The following is a 22344-nucleotide window of genomic DNA, read 5'->3' on the forward strand; positions in this document are numbered from 1 at the left end:
TCAATAAAATATATGTTTTGTAAGAAAGAATATGTTTAATACATTAGTTAAAATAAATTGTCATTCAAAAAGTGGTTTTTAAGACAAATTGCCGGCAATTTTTTAGAAAAGTTTTATTGTTGTGAGATTAATTGTGCCGAGATGGATAAAACTGTTTTGTTTGCGCATCATGGTCGCGGATGTACAATTGTAGCTTCTAAAATTTGTGAAAATGTCGTGATCTTTCAAAATGTTTCCATAGGAGCTAATTTGAAGTATAATAAAATTACTGATGAATGGGAAAATGTCGGAAATCCGGTTATTGCCAGAAATGTTATTATTGCTGATGGTGCTAAAATTTTAGGACCAATAGTAATTGGAGAGAATTCGGTTATTGGTGCCGGATCCATTATAACTAAAAGTATTCCTGCAAATAGTGTAACGTATGGTGTAAATCGATTTAAACCAAAGGATAGTAATTATGATTTTATATTTAATAAGAACATGATTAACCCACAGAAAATAATAGAAGCAAATAAAAAGTTAGTAGCAGATTTTAATAAACAATTCGATAAATAATCTGAGTTTAAAATGAAGGAAATTCTACAAACAAATCGTCTTATACTGAGAGAATTGACTATTGAAGATTCCGGATTTTTGTATGAATTAAATTTGAATCCGAATGTTATTAGATATACCGGAGACAGAAAATTTGACAGTATTGAGGATGCTAAGTTTTTTCTGGAAAATTATAATGATTATAAGCTAAATGGTTATGGACGCTGGGCTGTTATTGATAAAACAACAAAAGATTTTCTTGGATGGTGCGGATTGAAATATGACAAAGAAAGAAATGAAACAGATATAGGCTTTAGATTCTTCGAGCAATACTGGAACAAAGGCTACGCTACTGAAAGTGCAAAAGCATGTCTGCAATATGGATTTGAAAAATTAAAACTTGAAATTATAATAGGAAGAGTTAGAACAGAAAATATTGCTTCTATAAAAGTTTTAGAAAAACTCGGACTTATCTATAAAAAAAAAATTCGATTTTGACGGACAAAAGGGTTTGATATATCAAATTGAAAAGGTAAATACAAAAAAACTCCATTAGAAATAATGGAGTTTTTTATAGTATATATGAAAAATGTCTAGTTCCAAATTTCATTCATTTCAGTTAAAATAATCGGTTTGCCTTCCGTCACGACAATAGTGTGTTCGTGCTGAGCCATAAAACCACCTTTATTTCCAATCATTGTCCATCCATCGTTCAGTGTTTCGGCATAAGTAGAAGTTGTTGAAATAAAAGTTTCAATGGCTACAACTGAATTCTTTTTAAATCTTGTCACATTAAAACGATCTCTGTAATTAGCAATTTCGTGTGGCGCTTCATGAAGACTTCTCCCTACTCCATGTCCGGTTAGGTTTTTAATGACTTTAAAGCCTTTTTTCTTTGCTTCAGTTTCAATTAGAAAACCAATATCAGAAATACGAACACCGCCTTTTATATTATGAATTGCTTTGTGCAGGATTTGTCGAGAAGCTTCCACTAATTTTTGATGTTCGTTTATATCCTCTCCAATCACAAATGATCCACCATTATCTGACCAAAAACCATCTAATTCAGCAGAAACGTCAATATTGATTAAGTCTCCTTCTTGTAAAATTCTTTTATCCGAAGGAATTCCGTGACAAAATTCGTTTCCAACGCTAATACAAGTCCATCCCGGAAAACCATACGTTTCATAAGGTGCAGATTTAGCTCCAAGATCATTTAATATTTGTCCGCCATAGTCGTCTAATTCTTTGGTTGACATACCGGCTTTGGCAAATTTTCTCATTTCTTTTAAAGTGAATGCTACAGCTTCACTCGCTTTTTTCATTCCGGCTAATTCTGCTTCTGTTGTAATAGACATGCTTTTTGTTTTTGAAATTTTTCAGGCTACTAATTTACGGCTTTAAATTTTATTACTCTTTGTCTTTGGTTATTTTTAAAAACATAGAATGATAGTTATTTACTTGTCTGAAAAAGAAAACAAAAAAGAAACTGGTTTCTAACACATAGTTTTTGCTATGTGTATTAATGCAAATGAAATGCCTTTAAGCGATTTTTAAAACTATGTTTCTATGTGTTTAAAAACTATACCCAAAGTATTTTTATGACAATTTAATCTAAAACGATAGATTTTAAAAATAAAAACTCCAAAATCGAATGACTTTGGAGTTTTGTTATTATCTGAAATTCCATTTTACCACGGACTTTCTTCGCTTTCGTCTTTAATGTCATTACTGAAAAATTTTCCAGTTGGACCATTTTCATCCGTAAGAGTATGTTTAATGATAAAACTTGAAGCGCTTTCTACACTTCCCGGTCCATTGAAATGATTAAAATCTGTTGCTGTATAACCTGGATCAATAGCATTTACTTTAAAACCTAATTCTTTTAATTCATAAGCTAAAGTAACTGTAAAGGCATTTAAAGCTGTTTTGGATGAAACATAAGAAACGGCTTTAAACGGATAATAATCCCAGGTTGGATCGCTGTGTAATGTTAGTGAGCCCAAACCGGATGTAATATTACTTATTCTTGGATTTTTAGATTTTTTAAGCAGTTCAAGAAATGTCTGAGTAACTCTTATTACACCAAAAAAGTTAGTATCAAACACATTCTGAATATTTTCAACCGATGTTGTAGAAGAATCTTGCGGCATATTTCCTAAAATTCCGGCATTATTAATTAGAATATCCAGTTTTCCCTGCTCCTTTTCTACAATACTTTTGGCTTCTAAAACACTTTCCTGATTTGTGACATCAATTTGAATAGCTTTTATGTTTTTAAATCCATTTTGAGTTAGTTCATTTACAACTTCCTCCCCTTTTTGAAGGTTACGGCTTCCCAAATAAACAAATAATCCTTTTTCTGAAAGCTGTTTTGCTATTTCTAAACCTATACTTCTATTTGCCCCTGTAATTAATACTGAATCCATTTTTTATCTTTTTAAATTATTGATTACAAAGTTGCATCGATTAAAAATAAAAACATTTGCCAAATGGCAAAAAGCAACTTTAACGGATATTTTTTCGAATGCGGCTTAAAGAAGATTGTGTGATCCCAAGATATGAGGCCAAATAAGACAGCGGAACACGATTGATTACATTTGGAAACATTTCCATAAAAGATAAATAGCGTGTTGTAGCATCCTCAGAGACCAGCGGACTTCTTCGGGATACTTTTAGTATTAAAGCTTTATTGATGATTTTATGAACGATTTTATCCCAGCCTATAATGGTATTAAGAAGTTCTTCCCAGTCCTTTTTAGAAAAAACAATCATTTTGCAATTGGTAACGGCTTCAACATAAGCCGACGAACAAATACTGTTTTCAAAACTTTCTAAATCGACAACCAGATTGTTCTCGTCAATAAAATATTTAGTGATTTCTTCGCCTTTGTTGTTGTAATAACAAACCCTCATAATTCCTTCTACGATAAACCCAACTTCAACGGAAACTTTTCCGGCCTCAGAAAAATAACTTTCTTTTTTAATTTCTCTTTCCTGAGCTTTGCTTAAAATTAAATCAATTTGTTGCTGATTTAAACTGCCAAACTGCAATATGTATGCTACTAATTCTTTCATGTGTGAAAGTTAGGAATAAGTTTTTGATAGAAATTTGTCATATGGCAAAAAGAATAATGTTATGTTTATATATTAGCAAATCTATAATTATGTATGTCTTAAAATTATTGAATGAAGAAAACTGAAAAGAAAAAAGAGTTGTATTTCGAAAAGGTTTATGACAATATTAGAAATAAAGGATATCATATCACTGCTGTATTAGAAGAGGATGATGTTACTCCTTTTGCATATTCGACTGGCATATTTGAAAATTTTAAAATACCGGAATTATTTATATCTGGACTAGGGCCTAATTTGTCAGGAGAAATTATTCGAAATTATGCTGAAAAATATAAGTTTAGCGAAATTTCTTTAAATGAAAAGATAGATGATTTAATAGAGAATTTTCCAGTTTGTTTTATAAAAGTGAAAATTGAAAATTTATCAGAGTATGTATTGACATCTATCAAATTTTATGAAAATCGAGAATATACTTATTTACAACTTATATTTCCGGATTTAAAAGGTAGATTTCCAAATGAGTCGGGATATGATTATGACCAAACAATAGTTGGAGAATTTTTGTTTTAAATTTACATTCCCGGCCAATACAAAAAATTAAATTTATGTCCATCAGGATCGGCAAATGTAAAAGTATAACCTTTTTCGTAGTTTTCAGGTTTCGAGACTATTGTCCCTCCTGCTTTTTGAACTATTTCAGCCCATTGTTCCACTTCTTCCCTACTTTGAGCTGCTAAAGAAAATATAACTTCATTTTCATTTAAAGTATTAGTCAATTTTCCTTTTAAGGCATTTTCAAGCCTTTGGGCAATAAAAAAATTGATTATAAAATTATTCTCGGCAATAGAGAAACTGACTAATTCATCTGTTTCTTTTCCGTTTTGACTAAATCCTAAACCAGAATAAAATTGAATTGTTTTTTCTATGTTCTTTACGGCAAGATTTGCCCATATCATTTTCGTTTTCATTTGTTTTAGTTTTATATGAATAGATAGTTTGGTAAAGTTAAGCAATTTAGCTCTTAGTTTGTTTTTAAAGATATTTCTTATATTAGCTTAAACAGATTTTAAAGAAAACAATAGTATCTGATATGAAAAACATATTCATTTTGTTAGTTTTATTTTTAAGTATTTCAACTATCCGTTCACAGCAAAAGAAGAATACTAAAGCAATAACAAAACCTACTGCTCTAAATACAACTCCAAAACTGGAAAAGCGAATTGAAACCATTAAAATCAAAGGGCATTTATATGATGTTTATTTAAGACATGAAAAAGAACTTATGTCTCAACAAACTACACAAGATACGTTAGTTACCTATGACTTTACATTTAAAAATACGAAGTCGAGCGCAATTGCAAGAACAGCACAAAAATATGCGACCATAAAAGGTAAAATTGCCAGAGAAGGATTCTACAGAATAATAAACGACACCTTGGTAGTAACAGTTGATTATTATGATCCGTATCATGGTGGCAGATTTATCGATTATTATGTTCCTGATAAAAAGGGCTGGTTACGTCAAGTAAAAGACGAAATGAGAGGTATTGATACCGATACTGTTTCGGATCGATACATTAAAACAGAAAAGATGAAAGTGCCATATAATGGAAAAAATTAAAAACAAGTATTTATGAAAATTTTAAAATCATTCTCCTCATTAGTCGCCTTAGTTCTGACTGGATGTGTTGGAAATATGAATCCTACAGGAGGAAATTCTTCTCCTGATTATCCTTATTTTATTACGACAGAACCCATGATGGTGAAGAAAATTATGGTTCCAAAAGGTACAAAACTGACTTATGACGAACACTTTTTTGTATCGGGAGAACAAAGTCATAAAATGAGTGAAAAAAGACTAACTACAATAAAATTGCCGGAAGGACAATTCATAAATTGGGGCGGAGTTCCTGTATATGAAATTTACAAGTTTTTTAATTCCGAGATGCGTGGCTATTCTGTCTACGCGGACTTTAGTAAATTGAGTGCCGACAAAAAGACGAAATTTTCTGAGCTCTGGCAAAGCTGTAGCAATGATATAGGGATCACCATTAAAAATGAAGACGATTGGTCGTTCAATAAAGAAAATATAGCCGATGTAGAAAGCTGTAGTGTCTTATATCAGCGTTATTTTAAGGATGATGCCAAACAACAGGGTTTTCTAAATGAAATGTTGACAGAGCTTAGGAAAGTTAACACCAAGTAATATATCTTCGTTATTATAAATAAGCCTTTTAAAAATTATGATCTTAGCTTTTGATACCTATTATTTTGACCAAAAAGCCAAAACAGTTTGCCTTGAATTTTCTGAATGGAATGAAGATAAAAACTTTAAAGTTTACTCAGAAATCATTGATAATGTCGAAGAATATATTCCAGGAGAATTTTACAAAAGAGAATTACCTTGTATTCTAAGTTTACTAAATCAAATCGATTTATCAATTGTAGAAGCTATTGTTGTAGATGGTTTTGTTTATTTAGACGACGAACAGAAATATGGCTTAGGTGGTTATTTATATGAAAAACTAAATAAACAAATTCCGATTATTGGCGTTGCTAAAACAAATTTTGCTTCTATAGAAAAGAATAAAAAAGCTTTGTTCAGAGGAGATAGCAAGAAACCGTTATATATTACTTCTATTGGGATTGATCTGGAGGAAGCTTTTAAAAAAGTCAAAAGCATGCATGGTGAATTTAGATTTCCTACTTTACTAAAAGAATTAGATAGATTAACAAAAGAAATTTGATTGAAAAAAAGCTCCAAATTCATTTAGATTTTGGAGCTTTTTTGTTATTAATTTGAAGTACTCAGAAAACGATAATACTCTTTAATCTTATTTTGCAGTCTATTGGCTAAATACTGATTTCCGTCTTTTAATTCGCTCAGTATTATTTCAGCTTCCTGAATATATTTCAGTTTCTTTTCATCATCCCAATAATATGGTGGTTCGTATAAATTACAGATTCGATCGGCCATTTTAACAGCCCAGACTTCTATAGGTTGTTGTTTAATTCTGCTTAAACTGTCAAGCATTTTCTCAAGAGAATCTTCTATTTCTTCATTTTTAGTTAATGCTAAAACTCCTGAAGCCACTTCACTCCCAAATAAATCATTTACTCTTTCAAAATTAAATGAAGTGTCTTCAATGGTATCATGAAGCATTGCACATTTAACAGCTAAATCTGAATTCATATTTTCTGTTAAACGACTGGCATTTAAAACTTCAAAAACAACGCTTCCGATATGATTGATATACTCTACCCTTTCGCCTTCATTACTTCCACCATATTTTTGCCCGTCATGAAGTTTTGAAACCAATTGCCAGGTATTCTGAATTTCGTCTATTGACCAGTCTTTTTGTTTTTGCATATCTCTCCCGAATGTTTTTTAGATTTATGTAATTTATTGCTTTTTTCTAACATCTCCAACAATTCAACGTTCATTATATATTTTCTATTGTTGGAATGATTGTTATATTAGCCTAAAATATCCCTGAATCGAATTATTAATGATCAATACCGAAAAACAATTAAGAACAATTCCTTTTCCGGATTTAGCAAATGTATTTCATACAATCAATGGTAGAGAAAAATTTATATTTCTTCCATTGGTGAGTGTTCAGTTTGATAATCATTCAGAATTTGAAAACAGACACTTTCATTTTATTTCAATTTGGGATACTGGAACTTATGAAGATGATTTTTTTAATGAGTTTAGAAAAGATATCAGATGTATTAAATTCAAACTAGAAGACAATAAATATTGTTATTTAGGAAAACCAAACTTTCCTTTTGTTGATTTACTTCCCAATGCCTATGATTTAATTGAAAGTCATTTTCAAGAGCATCTAGAGTATTATTTAAGACCTAAAAGTTTTAGAGAATTTTCAGATGAAAATGGAGTTTTCAATAAAGGACGTGAAATAATCTTAAGCAAGTTGAAAGATTTTGACAAAGCTGATGCAGCATATTATTATGAAAGAATCATTCAGTACTTGTATACTAAGAAAAAATATGAGCTTTTTGATAAAATTAATTCTGACTTCTCTTATTCAGAGCTATTTATTGGACGCACCACAACCAAAGAAAATGTAATTGCGACCTTTAATGATGAAGGAAAATCAGATCATGAAATAATCAATAATTTGCTAGGAAAACCTAATTGGCTCCAAAAACCGGAAGATATTTCTAAAGATCTTAGTTTAATTTTTGTAGGAAGTGTTTCAGAAAATGACTTTACAAATGGTTCTGCTGAAATATATCTTTTCTGGGATAAACAAAATGAAGAAGTATATCAATTTTTTCAATGGACTTAATGCCGTTTAACCTAAGATAAACTCTTTAAAAGCGGTATATTAAAAACTAACTAAATTTTTAAAAGTATTATGAACGAATATCTTGAAAAAAATCACAATATTTCTGACTGGTTCTATAGTAGTTATTATGGATCTAAGTTGGAAAATTTAAATGGAAGCATTCGATTTATGAAGCAGACTGCTTACGATTTTGATACAGATATTAATACCTATAAATTAGTTGACGGAACAGATTGTTTTTCTTTTGAGTTTAACAGACAAAAAGAAATTATCAGGAGATTAGATGGAAAGGAAAGATTTGAAACCAAATACAAGAATTTTAAAGATAAAAAAATAACTTCAATAGAATATTTACCGGATAATTCTATTGAATTGTATGAATATGATGAAGCGACAGATTTAGCCATTAAGTACATAAACATCAATAAAGATGGGGTCAGAAAAGAAAAAGAATTAAAAATCGAGAAGTTAAAAGATCGTTCGATGATTCATCACAACGAGCATTTTAGCAACTATTATAATGCTAACGACAGGATAATACTTCAAAAAGCAAATTATAGTGATTTAGAGTTTGTTTACGATTATTCTACGTTTGTAAAAAAAGGATATTATACGAAAACAAGTAGGGAGAAGGATAAAATAAATTCAATTGAAAGGTTCAGTCAGGACGACTATATTCTTCAGAGTATCATGAATCATGATGGTATATTTTCCAGTAAAAGAATGTTCTTTTATGATGAAACGAATCAGTTGATACAATGTTTAATCTTTTTTGATGACGATTCATTTGAGAACCACTACTATTTTTACAATGAAAAGGGATTATTAATCGAAGATAAAATTTCTTATCCGGGAGGAAAAATTGGAACTTGTGATTTTTTTGAATATGACATCCATGATAATGTAATAAACAGTCGTGATCGTTCTTATCAATACAAATATGATGAACATGGAAACTGGATTGAACGAATTGAAATTGCAAGTGCCAGAAATGAAATCCTCTATAAAATAACAAGAGAGTTTGAATATTTTCCCAGAGGATTACATATTGTCTAATGTTGATGCTTTTTGGGCTTTTGTTTAATTCAAAATTATCATTATTCAAGCTAAATAAAAGTATTTTAATAATTTGAAGAAGATAGCTTTATATCTTTTAAGGAAATATTTTCGTCTTTGGCAGTTTAGTTTTCAAATATTCTAAATCTTCCTTTTTATATATTCCTGTACCACAAAAGTTAATTTCTTTCAAATTGGACGGAAATAAATTCCAGGTTAGATTGGTAAGTCTTGTATCGGAAAGCCCTAAAATTTTCAAGTTTTTCAATAAAGATAATGTCCTTGGTATTTTATTTAATGGGCAATTTTCAATTCTAAGTGTTTTCAATTTTTTCAATCTGGATATTAAATCGGGAATTTCGGTAATATCTGTTCCTCTAAGCATTAAGTATTGCAAAGATTCTATTTCAAATATCCATTCAGGGAAAGTCTTCAATGGAAAATTCAAGACTGAAATTTTTTTAAGTTTTTTAAGATTTCCAATTACAGCTGGAAGTTCAAAATCATCCAAATAATAAATAGAAGTTTCGGCTTGTATTTCTAATATTTCCAGATTTATAAACTTTGAAAATATTTCTCCCTTATCTTTTAGGTTCTGATTATAGGACATTAGAGAGAGTTTCTTGCAATTTTCAGGATTCTTCAGGGCTTCATCCAAAGAAGAAAATTTAGTTTTTCGAAAGAGATACATAAATTGCATGAAGTTTTTATTAGATTTAGTATAGCAAACTTATAAAACATTTAAAATAACAAATCTTATTATGAGAAAATTTGTTTTAGTAATTATCTATTTTGTAATATTTCAAACATACGCCCAAGATAAAAAAGCTGTAAGCTGGATTAATGAAAATGCAATTAAAATTGAAGATGCAAATCCGGATACAAACCTTACAATATTTAACAATAACATTCCTCAGAAGTTTTTGAATGCTAAAGTTTTCGGTTTCGGAGAAACTACTCATCAGGGAAAAGAGTTTTTCGATTTAAAGGCTAAATTCTTTAAATATTTGGTTTTAAACGAAGGTGTTAAAGTATTTATTATGGAAGATTCCTACACTTCAGAAGCTGGAATAAATGAATGGATTACCGGTGGAAAAGGTAATGCAGAAACCATTGTCAGGAACTTTAGCATCGGATTTTGGTCTTGTAAAGAAGTGGTCAGTCTTTTGCAATGGATGAGGAATTATAACCTAGGGAAAAGCAAGAATGAACAAATTCAATTTTATGGTATGGACATTCAAAATGTAAAAAACCTCGATCAGGAAATAAGAGGTTTTGTGAAAAAATATAATCTACCTGTTAGTGAAGAACTTCTTTTAGTAGTAGATAATTGTGCAGAAAAAAAAGTAGATTACAATGTATCAACTGATTGGGCAGACATTCAATTGCCTAAACTAAGCCAAATTGAGAGTATTTTACTCGATTCTAAAAAAAGTAGTACAACAGAGATTATTGACGAATATAATTCAACGCTAAGAGCTTTGAATTATTTATCGCAATACACCTATTACGTTCAAAATTATTCTGGCAAATTTAGAGATTTAAAAATGTTTGAGAATGCCAAATGGATAGTAGAAAATAAAACAACAAACGGAAAAGCATTTATTTGGGCTCATAATGCGCATATTGACTTCAAAGGATTTAATAATCCGGGAAGAAGAAACAGTGTTAATAATTTAGGAAAACATTTAAAAGAATACTATAAAAACGATTATTACAGTGTTGGGTTTGATTTTGGTACTGGCACACAAGCAGGCTATTTTTCTGACAAAGATGAAAAACCGAGTTGGAAAAAAATTGAATTAAATAAACCTTACGCCAATACTTATGCGGAAACGTTTATTGAAGCTAAGGACGAAATTTACTTTATTGACATGTCTAAAGCCTTAAACGGCAGCTCCTCGGATTTCTTTAGAAAGAGCTCCAAACAAATATTTGCAGGAGGTGGTGGTTTTAATCCTAAAAAAAATCATTTGCATAAAAAAAATCTTTCGGAAATGTTTGATGGATTAATCTTTGTCAAAAATATTACACTTCCTACCAATAATCTGGTTGCGCAATAATTATTTAGGTTTAGCTAAAAAATGAAAAAAATAGTAATAATGTTAGCTTTAGTAACAACGATGGTTTTTTCCTGCAAACAAGACAGTAAATCAGGAATGGATTTTATTGAAGCTGAAAGGTTAGAATCAGTAAAAAATAGAGATAAGAGTAAAAAATCAACTAGTAATGTTAGTAAAAGTATTTATACAAAATATGTGTATGCTAATTCTAAAGGAGAAAATATTGTAATACAAAACAGCTTTCCAAAAGGCGGAATGAAATATAAGGATTTAAAAGGAAACGAATATGTTTATGCTGTATTTTGGACTCGAATAATCAATAAAAATACTAATCCTGTTGAATTAAAAATTAATTTTCCTCCAAACTCATATGAGATTCAAGATTTACCTGGAAAATACTACAAAATATTGATCCCTTCTGATATAATGACGCTGGATAAAATACCTTTGTTTAATTATGGTTTAAAAGATTTAGATTCTTTTTTTGACAATAATATTGATAAATCGTCTTTATTAAAAAGAACAATTAAACCAAAAGAATCTAATGGATTTTATGTTGTAATACTTCGCTTGATTGGTGGAGATAAATATGGTGTTTTAAGAACAGAATTGAGCTTAAAAGGGCAAAATCTTTTTTATAAAATTCGGGATAAAGAAATTCAATGTGGAAGTATAGAAATAAAATAGACTTTCTACAAAAGCAAAAAACCTGTACATCTTTCGATTTACAGGTTTTTTGCTTTTGTGGGGAGAGCAGGATTCGAACCTGCGAAGTTCACACAGCAGATTTACAGTCTGCCCTCGTTGGCCGCTTGAGTATCTCCCCAAACTTTAAGTATAGATTTATAATCTATGAATACTTTAAAAAGTCAAAAAAAAAATCCTTAATTTCTTAAGGAGTCTTTTGTGGGCGATGAGGGGTTCGAACCCCCGACCCCCTCGGTGTAAACGAGGTGCTCTGAACCAGCTGAGCTAATCGCCCTATTTTACTAGGTTGCTATCACATTTTGTGATTGCGAACGCAAATATACAATTAGATTTTATATCTGCAAGTTTTCTTTTGAAAATTGTGGGCGATGAGGGGTTCGAACCCCCGACCCCCTCGGTGTAAACGAGGTGCTCTGAACCAGCTGAGCTAATCGCCCTATTTTACTAGGTTGCTATCATTTTGTGATTGTGAGTGCAAATATACAGCTAGATTTTGTATTTGCAAGCATAATTTGAAAAATAGTAAAACTTTTTTTTGATTTTTTATTTAGAAACCTATTTTTCAAACTCTTAAAAAAGAAACAAATTTTACTATTTTCTTATAATTTCGTTAAAAAGTAAAATTCAGTCTGCTAATTCTTGATATTCCTTTGTAGTAATTCGACTTAGTCATACATTTGCATACCTAAAAATAGTATATCCTATATGGCACGATTTAAAGAAAATGATTTGCCTAAATCAAAAATAACGGCTACTTCACTAAATAAAGCAAAAACAATTTTCACATACGCAGGACATCACAAATGGAAATTCTTCATTGGATTAATCTTTCTGCTTTTGACAGGCGCTACTGCCCTTGCCTTTCCTAAATTAATGGGAATGCTGGTAGATTGCGTGAAAAATAAAGATAACGACCAAGCTAATACAATTGCCTTAGGTTTAATCGTAATTCTGTTTTTGCAATCTTTCTTCTCATTCTTCAGATTATCGTTATTCGTAAACTTTACTGAAAACACACTGGCAAATTTACGTTTGGCTTTGTATACCAATTTAGTTAAGCTACCAATGACTTTCTTTTCACAAAAAAGGGTTGGTGAATTAAACAGTAGAATTAGTGCCGATATTACGCAGATTCAGGATACTTTAACTTCGACTATAGCAGAATTTTTACGTCAGTTTATTTTAATTATTGGTGGTATAATTCTTTTAGCTACCGAAAGTTTTAAACTTACTTTACTAATGCTCGCTGTAGTGCCTTTAGTGGCTATTGCAGCTGTGATTTTTGGAAGATTTATTCGAAAATATTCCAAACAAGTACAAGATCAGGTGGCTGAAAGTCAGGTAATCGTGGAAGAAACCATGCAGGGCATTAGTATTGTGAAAGCTTTTGCTAACGAATGGTATGAAATTGCCCGTTACAAAGGGAAAATTCATGAAGTAGTAAAATTGGCTATTAAGGGCGGAAAATATCGAGGTTACTTCGCCTCTTTTATCATTTTCTGTTTATTCGGCGCTATAGTTGCCGTGGTTTGGTACGGAGTTCGTTTAAGTATAGGAGGAGAAATGAGCGTTGGTCAATTAATTTCATTTGTACTATACTCTACTTTTGTCGGGGCTTCTTTTGGAGGAATTGCTGAATTATATGCACAGATTCAAAAAGCAATTGGTGCAACTGAAAGGGTGTTTGAATTATTAGAGGAAACTCCTGAAAAAATTAATCCTGAATATAAAGGAGCTCAGGAAAAAATTAAAGGAAATGTTACTTTTAATAATGTAGCTTTTAGTTATCCAACACGTCAGGAGGTTCAGGTTTTAAAAGATGTTAATTTTACAGCCGAATTCGGTCAGAAAATTGCTATCGTAGGTCCAAGTGGTGCGGGAAAATCAACTATTTCATCTTTATTGCTTCGTTTTTACGATATCACTTCAGGTGAAATTAAAGTGGATGGAAAGGATATTTATGATTACGATTTAGAAAACCTTCGTGGAAATATGAGTATTGTACCTCAGGACGTAATTTTGTTTGGTGGAACTATTAAAGAAAATATAGCCTACGGGAAACCAGATGCAACCGACGAAGAAATTATTCAGGCTGCAAAACAAGCAAATGCCTTCAATTTTGTTGATGGCTTTCCGGAGAAATTTGAAACTTTGGTTGGTGAACGTGGCGTAAAATTATCAGGCGGACAACGTCAACGTATCGCAATCGCAAGAGCTTTATTGAAAAACCCAAGTATTTTGATCTTAGATGAAGCAACATCATCTTTAGACAGCGAAAGCGAAAAACTGGTTCAGGAAGCTTTAGAGGTATTAATGGAAGGAAGAACAAGCATTATCATTGCGCACAGACTTTCAACCATTAGAAATGCGGATAAAATCTTAGTTCTGGATAATGGAAAAATTTCTGAAGAAGGAACACATCAGGAATTGATAAATCTGGAAAACGGAATTTATAAAAACTTAAGTAACTTACAATTTAGTAATTCTTAAAAGAAAATTCCAAATTCCAATAAAAAAGCTTCAATGAAAATTGAAGCTTTTTTATTATGTAAACTGTAAACTGAATACTCAGGAACTGAACAATGAAAAACTATTCTTTCCCTTTTCTACGTTTACGTTCTGCTTTAATCATCGATAATTCACGGCTTGTTTGTCCTGCAACAGAAGTGTTTTCTTCAGCACGACGAATTAAATACGGCATAACATCTTTTACAGGTCCAAAAGGAAGATATTTTGCCACATTATAACCATTTTCAGCTAAATTATAACTTATATTATCGCTCATTCCGTATAATTGTCCAAACCAGATTCGGTTATCATTTTTAGCAATTCCTTTTTGAGCTAATATTTCCATCAATTTATAAGAACTTAGTTCATTATGAGTTCCTGCAAAAATGGACATTGTTTCTAAATGATCTGCCATATACTGTACAGCTGCATCATAATTATCATCTGTAGCTTGTTTGGAAACACAGATTGGAGAAACATATCCTTTTTCTTCCGCTCTTTTGTTTTCTTTCTCCATATAAGCACCACGAACTAATTTCATTCCAATATAAAAACCTTCTTTTTTTGCTACTTCATGAAGGCCTTTTAAATAATCTAAACGATCCCAACGGTACATTTGTAAAGTGTTAAATACAATCGCTTTTTCTTTGTTGTATTTACGCATCATATCCGTAACTAAATTATCTGCTGCATCCTGCATCCAGCTTTCTTCACCATCAATCAATAAGGCTACGTCTTTTTTATGAGCCTCGCTACAGATTTTATCAAAACGGGCTACTACTCTATCCCATTCTGCTTGTTCAGCTGCTGACAAAGTTTGTTTCTCTCCTAATTTCTCGTACAATTCAAAACGTCCTAATCCTGTTGGTTTAAAAACCGCAAACGGAATAGCAAGACGTTCTTTTGCAAACTCTACAGTTCTCAATGTCATTGCCAGAGCTGCGTCAAACTGCTCTTCTTCTTCTTTTCCTTCAACTGAATAATCTAATACAGATGAAACACCTTTTGTAAACATTTTATCTACTACAGTAAGGCAGTCATTTTCGTTTACACCACCACAAAAATGGTCAAATACAGTAGCACGAATTAATCCTTCAACCGGAAGGTGCGCCTTTATGGCAAAATTAGTAACAGCAGTACCAATTCGCACTAAAGGCTCGCTGTCAATCATTTTAAAAAGAAAATAAGCCCTGTCAAGTTCTGTGTCACTTTTAAGTGAGAATGCAACCTGGGTGTTATCGAATATTTTTTCCATTAAGTTTAGTTTTTATGCAAAGATAAAGAGTGTTTTGAATATTCTTCACAAAACAAGACGATATTTTTGAGTATCCTTAATAAGATTATCAAAAAAACTAAATTATAAAGTAATATGACTGCTCTCTTAATTATAATGTAGATAAATAAGGTATATAAACCCGTATTTCAAACAAATTAGACATAAAGTTTGAAGATTATTTCGTTAAAAATGCTTTATTTTTGCGCTTTCAATTAACTAAAGAATTATGAACTCTATTCAGGCCAACAATTACTTCGTACATTTTAACCACAATGCTTACGAAGCTTTAAATAAACATTTAAGAGAAAATAAATATTCTAATATATTTATAATTGTCGATGATCAGACTAATGAATATTGTCTTCCTAAATTCATTCCGCATTTAGAAACAGAATTGGTAATTGAAATTATCGAGTTTGAAGCGGGTGAAGCCAATAAAAATATTGAAACCTGTATCGAAATCTGGAATATTTTAACAGAACTTGGAGGCGATAGAAAATCACTTGTAATTAATGTCGGAGGTGGTGTTGTTACAGATTTAGGTGGTTTTGTTGCTTCTACTTTTAAAAGAGGTGTAGATTTTATCAATGTTCCTACTACTTTATTATCTATGGTTGATGCTTCTGTTGGAGGAAAAACAGGAGTTGACTTAGGAAATCTTAAAAACCAGATTGGAGTTATTAATGTACCTCAAATGGTTTTAATTGACACTGAATATCTGGAGACTTTACCACAAACTGAAATGCGTTCCGGTTTAGCAGAAATGCTGAAACATGGTTTGATTTACGACGCACCTTATTGGAGACAATTTTCAGATTTAAAATCGATTGTTTTCGACGAATTAGATCAATTGATTTATCGTTCAGTTGAAATTAAAAACGAAATTGTTATTCAGGACCCAACGGAAAAAAATATACGCAAAGCATTGAATTTTGGGCACACATTGGGGCATGCTATAGAAAGTTACTTTTTAGAAAGCGAAGATAAAACTACTTTATTACACGGAGAAGCTATTGCAGTGGGAATGATTCTGGAAAGTTATATTTCACTGAAGAAAGACCTAATTTCAACGGAAGAATATCGTGAAATTAAAGCAGTAATTAAAGGCATTTATGATGATGTAATTTTTGAAGAAGAAGATATTGATCCGATCCTAGAATTGCTGATTCACGACAAAAAAAATGAATACGGTACAATTCAATTTGCACTGATTGAAGGAATCGGAAAGATAAAAATTAACCAATCCGTTGAAAATAAATTAATTCTGGACGCGTTTCAAGATTATAAATCTTAAACTTTTTTTAATCGAAAGCGTTGCATTTGGTATATTTTATTTTTTACATTTGCCCCATGAAAACAAACAATCAGCGAAGACAATTTAGCTCTTACAGAAACCGTCTCAATAGTTCTTTATTAAGAATGTTGAACCGTTTTTATAATAGTAAAAGTCCATTCTGTTTTGATGTTTTCCAATGTTCAAAAGCCGAGCATGAAAAACTGCCGATTATATTTGCAAATATTAGAGTTTGAATTTAAGATTTAGCATAAAAAACACTAAATTTAAAATACAATTACAATCTCTAAAACTTTGACAAATAAATGAATACAAAATATTCTGATCTAATAAACCAAACATACTACTTCCCACAAGAGGAATTTAAACTTAATAAAGATAACCTTTTGTTTCACAATATCGATTTAATGAAATTGGTTGAACAATATGGTACTCCATTAAAGTTTACTTACCTGCCTCAGATTTCTGAAAACATCAATAAGGCAAAAGCCTGGTTCAGAAAATCAATGGAAAAGAATAAATACGACGCAAAATACTATTATTGTTATTGTACTAAGAGTTCTCATTTTGAGTATATCATGAATGAAGCTTTCAAGAATAATATTCACATTGAAACATCATCTGCTTTTGATGTTAATATTGTAGAAAATTTACTTGAGAATGGAAAGATCAACAAGAGTACTTATGTAATTTGTAATGGTTTCAAAAGAGATGAATACATTACGAATATTGCAAGATTAATTAATAGCGGGCATAAAAACACTATTCCAATTATTGATAATTACGAAGAATTAGATTTGCTTCAGGCAGAAATTAAAGGGAAATTTAAAATTGGAATCCGTATTGCTGCTGAAGAAGAACCTAAGTTTGAGTTTTATACTTCGAGATTGGGTATTGGGTACAAAAACATAGTTTCTTTTTATAAAAAACAAATTCAGGAGAATGATAAATTAGAGCTTAAAATGCTTCACTTTTTCATTAATACCGGAATTAATGACACATCATATTACTGGAATGAGCTTGTAAAATGTATTAAAGTTTACATCGCACTTAAAAAGGAGTGTCCTACTCTTGACGGTTTGAACATTGGAGGTGGTTTCCCTATTAAAAACTCACTTGCCTTTGAATATGATTATCAATACATGATTGATGAAATCATCAATCAGATTAAAATTGCTTGTGATGAAGCCGAAGTGGATGTTCCAAATATATTTACGGAATTTGGATCGTTTACTGTAGGTGAAAGCGGTGGTGCAATCTATCAGATTTTGTATCAAAAACAACAAAATGATAGAGAAAAATGGAATATGATTGATTCCTCTTTCATAACCACTTTACCAGATACTTGGGCCATAAACAAACGTTTTATTATGCTGGCGGTAAACCGTTGGAATGATACTTACGAACGGGTTCTGTTAGGAGGTCTGACTTGTGATAGTGACGACTATTATAATTCTGAACAAAACATGAATGCCATTTATTTGCCAAAGTACAATAAAGAAAAACCTCTTTATATTGGTTTCTTTAATACTGGCGCTTATCAGGAGACAATTGGAGGATACGGTGGTCTTCACCACTGTTTGATTCCGCAGCCAAAACATATTTTAATAGATCGTGACGAAAACGGAATTCTGGCAACAGAAGTTTTCTCAGAACAACAGACTTCTGACGATGTTTTGAAAATTTTAGGCTACAAAAAAAAGTTATAAAAAAAACGGCAAATTAAGTAATAGAAATATTTAGAAAATTCTTAATTTGCATTAACATCCAAAAAGGTTAAACTTTTTAATTCAAAAAAAAAACAAAAAAAATGAAAGGACCAATCAGTCAGTTTATTGAAAAACATTATTTGCATTTCAATTCTGCTTCACTAGTAGATGCTGCAAAAGCATACGAGCAGCAATTAGCCGATGGTGCAAAAATGCTGGTAAGTATGGCTGGCGCAATGAGTACAGCAGAAATTGGAAAAATTTTTGCTGAAGTAATCAGACAAGACAAAGTACAAATTATCTCATGTACCGGAGCAAATCTGGAAGAAGACATCATGAATTTGGTAGCTCATTCACACTATGAAAGAGTTCCAAACTACCGTGATTTAACTCCGGAAGACGAATGGGCTTTATTGGAAAGAGGATTAAATCGTGTTACAGACACTTGTATCCCTGAACATGAAGCGTTCCGTCGTTTACAAAAACACATTTACAAAATTTGGAAAGATGCAGATGATAAAGGAGAACGTTATTTTCCGCATGAATTCATGTATAAAATGTTGTTATCTGGTGTACTGGAAGAATATTATGAAATTGACTTAAAAGATAGCTGGATGTATGCAGCTGCAGAGAAAAATTTACCAATTATCGTACCGGGATGGGAAGATAGTACAATGGGAAATATCTTTGCTTCATACGTAATTAAAGGTGAATTAAAAGCATCTACCATGAAATCTGGTATCGAATACATGACTTTCTTAGCAGATTGGTATTCTAAAAACAGTTCTAATGGTATTGGATTCTTCCAAATCGGCGGTGGTATTGCTGGTGACTTCCCTATCTGTGTGGTGCCAATGTTGTACCAGGATATGGAAATGCACGATGTTCCATTCTGGAGCTATTTCTGCCAGATTTCAGATTCGACAACTAGTTATGGTTCTTATTCTGGAGCAGTTCCAAATGAAAAAATCACTTGGGGTAAATTAGACATCAAAACCCCTAAATTTATTATTGAATCGGATGCTACAATCGTTGCTCCGTTAATTTTCGCATATTTATTAGATTTATAAAATAATTTATGAAAAGAGTTATAGTAGACTACGCTAAACTTACCAATGAAATTTTAAACCTTTTGGTTGAAAAGTTTCCTGATGGTTACGATGATTCGGATGTAATCCGTTTTAGAAATGCTAAAAACGAATTGGTTGAAGCTGTTGAAGTTCGTACTGAAGACACTATTTACTTAGTAAAAATTAGTACTAAACTTGCTGACAGAATTGAAAACTACGATGAAGATGATGATTTAGATGTTGATGTAGATGCAATTGCGCCAGTTAAAGGAATGGATCTTGATGATGATATCAACGATGATGAGGATGAAGATGACAATCAAGACAAACCTGATGCTGATGGCGGAGATGACGATGATGACGATGACGATGACAATGATAAGGCAGATACTGATTACGATGAAGATGAAGAGGATGAAGATTAATTCATTTTCTTTAAAATAAATAAAAGGAACTCTATTTTGGGTTCCTTTTTTTATATTTTGAATTAAACTTTAAATGAAATTTATATTTTTGTGTTTTGTAAGATTATTTTTAAATTATTTAACGCAAAAATTATACGCCTATGACTTCAGAAATTTTACACGCTACTTTAAAAGAAAACTTTGGTTTTGAAAAATTCAGACCCAATCAAGAGACTATTATATCTACAATTCTTTCCGGGCAAGATGCTTTAGCAATTATGCCAACCGGTGGAGGAAAATCGATATGCTTTCAGCTTCCGGCCCTTATTTTACCTGGAATTACAATTGTAATCTCACCTTTGATTGCCTTGATGAAAGATCAGGTTGATAGTTTGAAAACAAACGGAATAGCAGCTTGTTATATCAATAGTTCACAATCTGCACAAGAACAACAGTATTATATTGATAATTTAAAATCCAATCATTTTAAATTAGTTTATATTGCGCCTGAAAGTCTTTCTTATCTAGATATGGCTTTTAACGAGCTAACAATTAGCTTAATAGCTATTGATGAAGCGCATTGTATTTCATCTTGGGGACATGACTTTAGACCTGCTTATACTAATTTAGGTTATTTAAAAAGCCGCTTCCCTTCTACTCCCGTTTTGGCATTAACTGCAACAGCTGATAAAGCTACCCGTACAGATATAACCAAACAATTAAATTTAATAAGACCTAAAACTTTTATAGCTTCTTTTGATAGAAAAAATTTAAGCTTAGAAGTACGTCCAGCTTTAGATCGTGTCAAACAAATTGTTGATTTTGTTTCAGACAAGCCTAATGAATCCGGAATTATTTACTGTCTCAGCCGTAAAACAACCGAGGAACTTGCTGAAAAATTAAAGAAAAACGGAATTACAGCAAAAGCGTATCATGCTGGATTAGATAATGAAACTCGTGCTAAAACTCAGGATCAGTTTATTAATGACGATTGTCAGGTTGTTTGTGCAACGATTGCTTTCGGAATGGGAATTGACAAATCTAACGTTCGCTGGGTTATTCATTACAATCTGCCAAAAAATATTGAAGGTTACTATCAGGAAATTGGAAGAGCGGGACGTGATGGCCTTCCAGCTGAAACCATTTTATTTGAAAGTTATGCAGATGTTATCCAGCTTCAAAAATTCGCTTCTGAAGGATTGAACTCCGATATACAGCTCGCAAAATTAGATCGTATGAAACAATATGCAGATGCTGTAAGCTGTCGTAGAAAAATTCTACTTTCTTATTTTGGTGAATTGGTAACTGAGAATTGCGGAAACTGTGATATTTGTAAAAATCCTCCAACTTTTTTTGATGGTACGATTCTCGCGCAGAAAGCACTTTCGGCCATTACAAGATTACAAGAATCTGAACCTTTAGCTGTAATTGTTGATTTTCTGCGAGGCTCGAGAAACGCATATATTTATGAAAAAAATTATCAGGATCTAAAAACGTACGGAATTGGTGCTGATGTGTCCTGGTACGATTGGAATCAATATCTTATTCAGCTTATAAATTTAGGATATTGTGAAATTGCTTTTCACCAACATAACAAAATACTACTTACTCCTTTTGCCAAAAAAGTTTTATTTGAAGGCGAAAAAGTAAAATTAACTACTGTTGTTAAGAAAGTTATCGATAAAACAGTAATTAAAGAAACAAAAACCAAAGCAGCTAAAAATTCCCTTTTTGAGACGCTTCGTAAATTGCGTTATGAAATTGCACAGGAAGAAGAAGTTCCAGCATATGTAATTTTTAGTGATGCCTCTTTGCGTCAAATGGAAATTTTAAGACCAATGAGTGATGAAGAGTTTCTTGCTGTTGAAGGTGTAGGAAAAGCAAAACTAGAAAAATATGGAGATGATTTCATTAAAGCAATTATTGAGTTTGAAAGAAACAAATCGGTAGTCAAAAAAGAAAAAAAAGATAGCACATATTCAAAAACTTTAGAATTATTTCAAAGCGGACTTTCAGTTGCGGAAATTGCCGGAGAGCGAAATTTAGGAGAAACTACCATTATTTCTCATTTAGCTAAATTATATGTTGATGGAAATGATATAGACTTAAGTCAGTTTATTTCAGAAGATGAAATTTTGAAAATTGAAAAAGCCCAAATTGAATTAGAAAGACCTGAAGCATTACGACCATATTTTGAATATTTTGAAGAAAAAATGTCTTATGATAAAATTCGGTTTGGATTAGCTTTTTTAGAGAGGAAACAAAAATCAGTTTTGTCATCTTGACGAAAGATCAAAAAAGAAATTTTTCATTGCTCGCAATGAT

At 31.5% G+C, this 22344-nt stretch carries 23 protein-coding genes and 3 tRNA genes; 16 read left to right on the forward strand and 10 right to left on the reverse strand.

The window, feature by feature from the left end:
• Nucleotides 1-141 precede the first annotated feature (141 nt).
• A complete protein-coding gene (locus ACFS3A_RS23370; RefSeq protein WP_379827979.1) occupies nt 142-558 on the forward strand; it encodes a serine O-acetyltransferase in 417 nt (138 codons plus the stop codon).
• Nucleotides 559-570: 12 nt separating this feature from the next.
• Complete coding sequence (locus tag ACFS3A_RS23375; RefSeq protein ID WP_379827980.1) at nt 571-1035, forward strand: GNAT family N-acetyltransferase; 465 nt, start codon at nt 571-573, stop codon at nt 1033-1035.
• Nucleotides 1036-1130: 95 nt separating this feature from the next.
• On the opposite strand, the gene map is transcribed toward ACFS3A_RS23375, so the two are convergent.
• The 3 genes from map to ACFS3A_RS23390 form a co-directional block, all read right to left on the reverse strand.
• Nucleotides 1131-1895, reverse strand: coding sequence for a type I methionyl aminopeptidase (map, locus tag ACFS3A_RS23380; RefSeq protein WP_379827981.1), 765 nt, complete (start codon nt 1893-1895; stop codon nt 1131-1133).
• A gap of 333 nt (nt 1896-2228) precedes the next feature.
• Nucleotides 2229-2966 carry an SDR family oxidoreductase gene (locus ACFS3A_RS23385; protein ID WP_379827982.1) on the reverse strand — a complete coding sequence of 246 codons (738 nt, stop codon included), beginning with the start codon at nt 2964-2966 and terminating at the stop codon, nt 2229-2231.
• A 79-nt stretch (nt 2967-3045) separates the two neighbouring features.
• On the reverse strand, nt 3046-3615 hold the full coding sequence (locus tag ACFS3A_RS23390; RefSeq protein ID WP_379827983.1) for a Crp/Fnr family transcriptional regulator: 570 nt from the start codon (nt 3613-3615) through the stop codon (nt 3046-3048).
• Between the two features lie 111 nt (nt 3616-3726).
• Here ACFS3A_RS23390 and ACFS3A_RS23395 point away from each other — a divergent pair, with 111 nt between their 5' ends.
• A complete protein-coding gene (locus ACFS3A_RS23395) occupies nt 3727-4185 on the forward strand; it encodes a DUF4262 domain-containing protein (RefSeq protein WP_379827984.1) in 459 nt (152 codons plus the stop codon).
• 2 nt (nt 4186-4187) lie between these two features.
• On the opposite strand, the gene ACFS3A_RS23400 is transcribed toward ACFS3A_RS23395, so the two are convergent.
• A complete protein-coding gene (locus ACFS3A_RS23400; protein WP_379827985.1) occupies nt 4188-4583 on the reverse strand; it encodes a VOC family protein in 396 nt (131 codons plus the stop codon).
• A gap of 122 nt (nt 4584-4705) precedes the next feature.
• Between ACFS3A_RS23400 and ACFS3A_RS23405 the strand changes: the two genes are divergently transcribed.
• From ACFS3A_RS23405 to ACFS3A_RS23415, 3 genes are read left to right on the forward strand one after another with little or no spacing between them, the layout of a single operon-like run.
• Nucleotides 4706-5236, forward strand: coding sequence for a hypothetical protein (locus ACFS3A_RS23405; RefSeq protein WP_379827986.1), 531 nt, complete (start codon nt 4706-4708; stop codon nt 5234-5236).
• Nucleotides 5237-5248: 12 nt separating this feature from the next.
• A complete protein-coding gene (locus ACFS3A_RS23410; protein WP_379827987.1) occupies nt 5249-5821 on the forward strand; it encodes a hypothetical protein in 573 nt (190 codons plus the stop codon).
• Between the two features lie 37 nt (nt 5822-5858).
• Entirely contained in the window at nt 5859-6362 is a 504-nt protein-coding gene (locus ACFS3A_RS23415) for an endonuclease V (RefSeq protein ID WP_379827988.1), read from the forward strand.
• 47 nt (nt 6363-6409) lie between these two features.
• Here ACFS3A_RS23415 and ACFS3A_RS23420 read toward each other — a convergent pair whose 3' ends face one another.
• Nucleotides 6410-6985, reverse strand: a complete 576-nt coding sequence (locus ACFS3A_RS23420) for an HD domain-containing protein (protein ID WP_379827989.1) — start codon at nt 6983-6985, stop codon at nt 6410-6412.
• Between the two features lie 139 nt (nt 6986-7124).
• On the opposite strand from ACFS3A_RS23420, the gene ACFS3A_RS23425 reads away from it, so the two are divergent.
• Both ACFS3A_RS23425 and ACFS3A_RS23430 read left to right on the forward strand, forming a co-directional pair.
• Entirely contained in the window at nt 7125-7931 is an 807-nt protein-coding gene (locus tag ACFS3A_RS23425; protein ID WP_379827990.1) for a hypothetical protein, read from the forward strand.
• Nucleotides 7932-8000: 69 nt separating this feature from the next.
• On the forward strand, nt 8001-8987 hold the full coding sequence (locus ACFS3A_RS23430; protein WP_379827991.1) for a hypothetical protein: 987 nt from the start codon (nt 8001-8003) through the stop codon (nt 8985-8987).
• Nucleotides 8988-9084: 97 nt separating this feature from the next.
• Here ACFS3A_RS23430 and ACFS3A_RS23435 read toward each other — a convergent pair whose 3' ends face one another.
• Nucleotides 9085-9645, reverse strand: coding sequence for a leucine-rich repeat domain-containing protein (locus ACFS3A_RS23435; RefSeq protein WP_379827992.1), 561 nt, complete (start codon nt 9643-9645; stop codon nt 9085-9087).
• 103 nt (nt 9646-9748) lie between these two features.
• Here ACFS3A_RS23435 and ACFS3A_RS23440 point away from each other — a divergent pair, with 103 nt between their 5' ends.
• Nucleotides 9749-11050, forward strand: coding sequence for an erythromycin esterase family protein (locus ACFS3A_RS23440; protein WP_379827993.1), 1302 nt, complete (start codon nt 9749-9751; stop codon nt 11048-11050).
• Nucleotides 11051-11071: 21 nt separating this feature from the next.
• Nucleotides 11072-11737: a hypothetical protein gene (locus tag ACFS3A_RS23445; RefSeq protein WP_379827994.1), complete on the forward strand. Its 666-nt coding sequence runs from the start codon at nt 11072-11074 to the stop codon at nt 11735-11737.
• Between the two features lie 58 nt (nt 11738-11795).
• Here the strand turns inward: ACFS3A_RS23445 and ACFS3A_RS23450 are convergent.
• The 3 genes from ACFS3A_RS23450 to ACFS3A_RS23460 all read right to left on the reverse strand — a co-directional run bounded on the left by ACFS3A_RS23450 (nt 11796) and on the right by ACFS3A_RS23460 (nt 12195).
• Nucleotides 11796-11876 (reverse strand) — tRNA-Tyr (locus ACFS3A_RS23450).
• 81 nt (nt 11877-11957) lie between these two features.
• A tRNA-Val gene (locus ACFS3A_RS23455) sits at nt 11958-12032 on the reverse strand.
• 88 nt (nt 12033-12120) lie between these two features.
• Nucleotides 12121-12195 (reverse strand) — tRNA-Val (locus tag ACFS3A_RS23460).
• A 268-nt stretch (nt 12196-12463) separates the two neighbouring features.
• Between ACFS3A_RS23460 and ACFS3A_RS23465 the strand changes: the two genes are divergently transcribed.
• Nucleotides 12464-14248, forward strand: coding sequence for an ABC transporter ATP-binding protein (locus ACFS3A_RS23465; protein ID WP_379827995.1), 1785 nt, complete (start codon nt 12464-12466; stop codon nt 14246-14248).
• A 100-nt stretch (nt 14249-14348) separates the two neighbouring features.
• Here ACFS3A_RS23465 and ACFS3A_RS23470 read toward each other — a convergent pair whose 3' ends face one another.
• Complete coding sequence (locus ACFS3A_RS23470) at nt 14349-15521, reverse strand: proline dehydrogenase family protein (RefSeq protein ID WP_379827996.1); 1173 nt, start codon at nt 15519-15521, stop codon at nt 14349-14351.
• A gap of 247 nt (nt 15522-15768) precedes the next feature.
• On the opposite strand from ACFS3A_RS23470, the gene aroB reads away from it, so the two are divergent.
• The 5 genes from aroB to recQ all read left to right on the forward strand — a co-directional run bounded on the left by aroB (nt 15769) and on the right by recQ (nt 22304).
• Nucleotides 15769-16836 (forward strand): 3-dehydroquinate synthase, encoded by a 1068-nt coding sequence (gene aroB, locus ACFS3A_RS23475; protein ID WP_379827997.1) that lies wholly within the window; start codon nt 15769-15771, stop codon nt 16834-16836.
• Between the two features lie 305 nt (nt 16837-17141).
• Nucleotides 17142-18545: an arginine decarboxylase gene (locus tag ACFS3A_RS23480; protein ID WP_276173514.1), complete on the forward strand. Its 1404-nt coding sequence runs from the start codon at nt 17142-17144 to the stop codon at nt 18543-18545.
• A gap of 101 nt (nt 18546-18646) precedes the next feature.
• A complete protein-coding gene (locus ACFS3A_RS23485) occupies nt 18647-19615 on the forward strand; it encodes a deoxyhypusine synthase family protein (RefSeq protein WP_379827998.1) in 969 nt (322 codons plus the stop codon).
• 8 nt (nt 19616-19623) lie between these two features.
• Nucleotides 19624-20040: a DNA primase gene (locus tag ACFS3A_RS23490; protein WP_379827999.1), complete on the forward strand. Its 417-nt coding sequence runs from the start codon at nt 19624-19626 to the stop codon at nt 20038-20040.
• Between the two features lie 140 nt (nt 20041-20180).
• A complete protein-coding gene (recQ, locus tag ACFS3A_RS23495) occupies nt 20181-22304 on the forward strand; it encodes a DNA helicase RecQ (RefSeq protein WP_379828000.1) in 2124 nt (707 codons plus the stop codon).
• Nucleotides 22305-22344 lie beyond the last annotated feature (40 nt).

Origin of the sequence: Flavobacterium notoginsengisoli, assembly GCF_042686225.1 — a bacterium.
In the GTDB taxonomy this organism is placed as follows: domain Bacteria; phylum Bacteroidota; class Bacteroidia; order Flavobacteriales; family Flavobacteriaceae; genus Flavobacterium; species Flavobacterium notoginsengisoli.